Raw genomic sequence first — 4790 nt, 5'->3', positions numbered from 1 at the left:
CAGCTGGCGGGGCCAGCCCGCAACGGCGCGGGTTCTGCGCAGTGGGCAGCCGGTGTCGGCTATCTGCTTGCCACGCTGGGCACGCGCCCGACCATGATGCCGCGGGTTTCCGTGCAGGGCACGCTGCCCAGCGGCAGTTTCGTTTCCTTTTCGATCGAGGTCTGAGGGAGTCTGATCCATGTCTGAACAGATGAATGGCGTACTGCCCAGGGGCGTGACGCAGAAAAAATTCAACGCGGCAGTGGAAAAATTTCGCGCCCTGCTGGGGGAGGGGAACGTACTGCTCAAGGCCGAGCAGCTGATTCCCTACAACAAAATCATGATGTCGGTGGAGAATGCCGCCCATGCCCCCTCGGCGGTGCTGACCGCCACCACGGTCGAGCAGGTGCAAGGCATCGTGAAAATCTGCAATCAGTACCGGATTCCGATCTGGACCATCTCCACCGGGCGCAACTTCGGTTACGGCACGGCGGCCCCGGTGCAGCGCGGACAGGTCATTCTCGACCTGAAGAAGATGAACAGGATCATCAAGATCGACCCGGACATGTGCACGGCGCTGGTCGAGCCGGGGGTGACTTTCCAGCAGTTGTACGACTACATCGAAGAAAACAAGCTGCCGCTGATGCTGTCCTTCTCCGCTCCTTCGGCGATTGCTGGCCCGCTGGGCAACACCATGGACCGCGGCGTGGGCTATACCCCCTACGGCGAGCACTTCATGATGCAGTGCGGCATGGAGGTGGTGCTGGCCAACGGCGACATCTATCGCACCGGCATGGGCGGCGTCAAAGGCAGCAACACCTGGCAGATCTTCAAGTGGGGCTATGGCCCGACGCTGGACGGCATGTTCACGCAGGCCAACTACGGCATCACCACCAAGATGGGCTTCTGGCTGATGCCCAGGCCGCCGGTGTTCAAGCCGTTCGAAGTCATCTTCGAGAACGAGGCGGATATCGTCGAGATCGTCGACATCTTGCGCCCGCTGCGCATGGCCCAGATCATTCCCAACTCGGTGGTGATCGCCAATATCCTGTGGGAAGCGGGCAGCGCGCATCTGCGGCGCCGGGACTACACCACCGAGCCGGGCCATACCCCCGACCCCATCCTGGAAAAAATGCAGAAGGATAGCGGCATGGGGGCCTGGAACCTCTACGCCGCGCTCTACGGCACGCAGGAACAGGTGGATGTAAACTGGAAGATCATCACCGATGCATTCAGGAAGCACGGCAAGGGCCGCATCGTCACCCAGGAAGAGGCCGGCCATAAGCAGCCCTTCAAATACCGTGCCGAACTGATGTCCGGCGTGCCCAATCTGCAGGAGTTCGGCTTGTACAACTGGCGTGGCGGCGGCGGCTCCATGTGGTTCGCGCCGGTCAGCGAGGCGCGCGGCAGCGAGTGCGAGAAGCAGGCGCTGCTGGCCAAGCGCATCCTGCACAAGTACGGTCTGGATTATGTGGCCGAGTTTATCGTCGCCCCGCGGGACATGCACCACGTGATCGATGTCCTCTATGACCGCACCAGCGAGGAGGAGACCAAGCGCGCCGACGCCTGCTTCAACGAGCTGCTGGACGAGTTCGAGAAGGAAGGCTACGCCGTCTACCGCGTCAATACCCGCTTCCAGGAGCGGGTCGCACGCAGCTACGGCCCGGTCAAGCGGTACGTGGAACACGCCATCAAGCGTGCCCTGGACCCGAACAACATCCTCGCGCCCGGCCGTTCCGGCATCGATCTCGACGCCTACGCGACGAGGCGCAGAGCCAAAGGCGCATCGAGCGGTGAATCGTGAGGATGCCACGTTGAACTGGGAGGTATCCCGACATGAAAAATGGAAATTCCACCCTCAAAACGGTATGGGCGGCGCTTGAACGCGAGCCGCATATCAATCTGCATCGCTGGCCTGTCCGGCTCGACATGACCGCCGACAACGCCTTGGTCGTGGAAGGCGATGTGGAAAGCGTGGCAGCAAAGAAACGGGTGCTGGAAATCGCGGGGACGACGCCCGAAGTGCGCGGCGTGGTGGACCGGCTGCACGTGGCGCCGTCCGAGCACAAGGGCGACGGCGAGATTCTGGATGGCCTCAAAGCCTTGTTGCTTGATGCGCGCGAATTGAAGAACTGCACGTTGCGCGTGATGAAAAAGGGACAGACCATCACGGTGCAGGAAGCCGGTGGCGAAGACGCCAGCGGCGATATCCTGGTCTCGGTGAAGGACGGGGTGGTGACGCTGGATGGATGGGCCATCAGCCTTACGCACAAGCGGCTGGCGGGGGTGCTGGCGTGGTGGGTGCCGGGCTGTCGCGACGTGCTGGACGGACTGGAAGTGTCGCCGCCGGAACAGGACAACGACGACGAGATCAGCGATGCCCTGTCGCTGGTGCTGGAAATGGATCCGATGATTCCCCATCCCGAGCAGATCGGTATCCACAGCCGCAACTACGTCGTTACCCTGGAGGGACTGGTGGCCAGCCAAACGGAAAAAGACCGGGCCGAGCAGGATGCCTGGTGCCTGTTCGCGGTGGACAAGGTGATCAACCATCTCACCGTCGGCAGGTAGGCCGACGGCCAAACGTGGCGAGCAGCGGGCGCGGCAGGGTGCCCCCCTCCTCCGCTCTGCGAACGCAAACCCGGGCCTCGGCCGCGCTCTGCTGAGCATTGATCGCCGCCCGTTTTTGTCCCTTGAAAACGCTGCCTGACCGGCCACCTACCCATTTGGGTAATCCCGATAAAAATAGTCAGGTATTGCCTAGACTGAGACTTGTCTTCCTTCTTGATTGGAGACGGCCATGTCGACCCGCATCCCCCGCGATACCCCCATGCTCGACCAGCTCGAAAGCGGCCCGTGGCCCAGCTTCGTGGCCGGCCTCAAGCGCCTGGCCAAAGACAACGACATGATGGTCGACCTGCTGGGCCAGCTCGAAACCTCCTACGAAACCCGCAAGGGCTATTGGAAAGGCGGCACCGTCGGCGTGTTCGGCTACGGCGGCGGCATCATTCCGCGCTTTACCGAACTGAAGGACGAAAACGGCAAGCCGCTGTTCCCCGAGGCAGCCGAATTCCACACCCTGCGCGTGCAGCCGCCGGCCGGCATGCATTACACCTCCGACCTGCTGCGCAAGCTGTGCGATGTCTGGGTCGACAACGGCGGCTCGGGCCTGATCGCGTTCCACGGCCAGTCCGGCGACATCATGTTCCAGGGCGTCAGCAGCGAGAACGTGCAGGCGGTGTTCAACGGCCTCAACGAAATCGGCTTCGACCTCGGCGGCGCCGGCCCGGCGCTGCGCACCTCGATGTCCTGCGTCGGTTCGGCGCGCTGCGAAATGTCCTGCTTCGACGAGGCGCGGGCGCTGCGCACCGTCATCAACAACAACCTCGACGACATGCACCGTCCATCGCTGCCCTACAAGTTCAAGTTCAAGTTCTCCGGCTGCCCGAACGACTGCGTCAACGCGATCCAGCGTTCCGACATGGCGACCATCGGCACCTGGCGCGACAACATCCGGGTCGACGAGAAGCTGGTGCAGGACTACTACAGGGTGCATGGCATGCACGACCTCTACAACGACGTGGTCGGCCGCTGTCCGACCAAGGCCGTCACGGTGGTGGTGTCCGATCAGGTCGCGGCCAACCCGCATCTGTCGGTGGCCCAGCTGGGCGACGGCAATGCCCTGTGCATCGACAACAAGAACTGCGTGCGCTGCATGCACTGCCTCAACGTCATCCCCGGCGGCCTCTTGCCCGGCAAGGACAGGGGCGTCTCCATCCTGGTGGGCGGCAAGGGCGTGCTGAAGATCGGCGCCACCATGGGCAGCGTGATCATCCCGTTCATGAAGCTGGAAACCGACGAGGATTTCGCCAAGCTGAACGAACTGGCGCGGAACATTCTCGATTTCTTTGCGGAAAACGCGCTGGATCACGAGCGCACCGGCGAAATGATCGAGCGCATCGGGCTGGCCAACTTCCTCGAAGGCATGAACATCCCGGTCGATCCCAACATGATCAGCCAGCCGCGTTCCAACCCCTACTTCCGCTCCGACGACTGGGACGAGCAGGCCGCCAAATGGGTCGAGCACAAGCAGCAGAAAGCGGCCTGAAGCACTGTCGTCGATGCGCAGAAAGCCCTCGCCGCCCGCCTGCGCGCCGCTGTCCGGGCGCCGTCCCGCCAGACGGGCGGATATCCATGCGCCGCGCTTTGCCGCCATTCGCGGCGATGCCCGCTGGCACGTCCGATCTTGCAAGCGCCACACAAAACTGACACAGTCCGGAAAAATCGGGCTTGGGTTTCACGGATGGATCGATCGAGCCTGAATGGAAGCGACATCGTTCGTGAAAGCGGTTTTACCCTCAAGCGCAAGATCAATAAGGAGACCATCGTGAACCAAAAACATTTCCTGGCCACCCTCGCACTCGGATTCTTTCTGGCCGTTCCCGCGACCAGCTTCGGACAGGGCAAGGCGCTGATCATTTCCCCGACGGACGGCGCCACCCTGGACCCGCTGGACGAGATCCGGCTGTCCTATGAAGTGAATCCCGGCCCGCGCGGCGATCACGCCCATCTCTACATCGATGGCAAGGAAGTGGCGATCTTGCGCAAGCGCAAGGGCGATTATTTGCTGGAAACCCTGTCGTCCGGCAAGCGCAGCCTCTGCGTCAAGGTGGTGAACAAGGCCCACGTGCCCATCGGCATCGGACAGTGCATCCAGGTCACGGTGAAGTAAGCGGTGGGCGCGGAAAACCTTGCCTACGCCCTGACCCAGGTGGTGCATAACTTCGGCGCCGCCGCCGTGCTCGGCGGCG

Annotated in this window: 4 protein-coding genes; all 4 read left to right on the top strand. The window is 62.6% G+C overall.

Features of this window, described 5'->3' with window-relative positions; translation table 11 throughout:
* The first annotated feature begins 178 nt into the window (after positions 1-178).
* The 4 genes from BGO62_RS13370 to BGO62_RS13355 all read left to right on the top strand — a co-directional run bounded on the left by BGO62_RS13370 (position 179) and on the right by BGO62_RS13355 (position 4711).
* Positions 179-1783, top strand: coding sequence for an FAD-binding oxidoreductase (locus BGO62_RS13370; RefSeq protein WP_296643366.1), 1605 nt, complete (start codon positions 179-181; stop codon positions 1781-1783).
* 32 nt (positions 1784-1815) lie between these two features.
* Complete coding sequence (locus tag BGO62_RS13365; RefSeq protein WP_296643364.1) at positions 1816-2550, top strand: BON domain-containing protein; 735 nt, start codon at positions 1816-1818, stop codon at positions 2548-2550.
* 229 nt (positions 2551-2779) lie between these two features.
* Positions 2780-4087: a dissimilatory-type sulfite reductase subunit alpha gene (gene dsrA / locus BGO62_RS13360; protein ID WP_296643362.1), complete on the top strand. Its 1308-nt coding sequence runs from the start codon at positions 2780-2782 to the stop codon at positions 4085-4087.
* A 279-nt stretch (positions 4088-4366) separates the two neighbouring features.
* Entirely contained in the window at positions 4367-4711 is a 345-nt protein-coding gene (locus BGO62_RS13355; RefSeq protein ID WP_296643359.1) for a hypothetical protein, read from the top strand.
* Positions 4712-4790 lie beyond the last annotated feature (79 nt).

Origin of the sequence: Thiobacillus sp. 65-1402 (assembly GCF_001897685.1) — a bacterium.
GTDB lineage: Bacteria > Pseudomonadota > Gammaproteobacteria > Burkholderiales > Thiobacillaceae > Thiobacillus.
The sequence above is the reverse complement of the archived record's forward strand: the minus strand, read 5'-3'. Positions and strand labels throughout refer to the sequence as shown.

Bases quoted from the DNA above. Each gene is read 5' to 3' on its own strand.
- BGO62_RS13370 (WP_296643366.1), top strand. From the start codon at position 179: ATGTCTGAACAGATGAATGGCGTACTGCCCAGGGGCGTGACGCAGAAA.
- BGO62_RS13365 (WP_296643364.1), top strand. From the start codon at position 1,816: ATGAAAAATGGAAATTCCACCCTCAAAACGGTATGGGCGGCGCTTGAA.
- dsrA (WP_296643362.1), top strand. From the start codon at position 2,780: ATGTCGACCCGCATCCCCCGCGATACCCCCATGCTCGACCAGCTCGAA.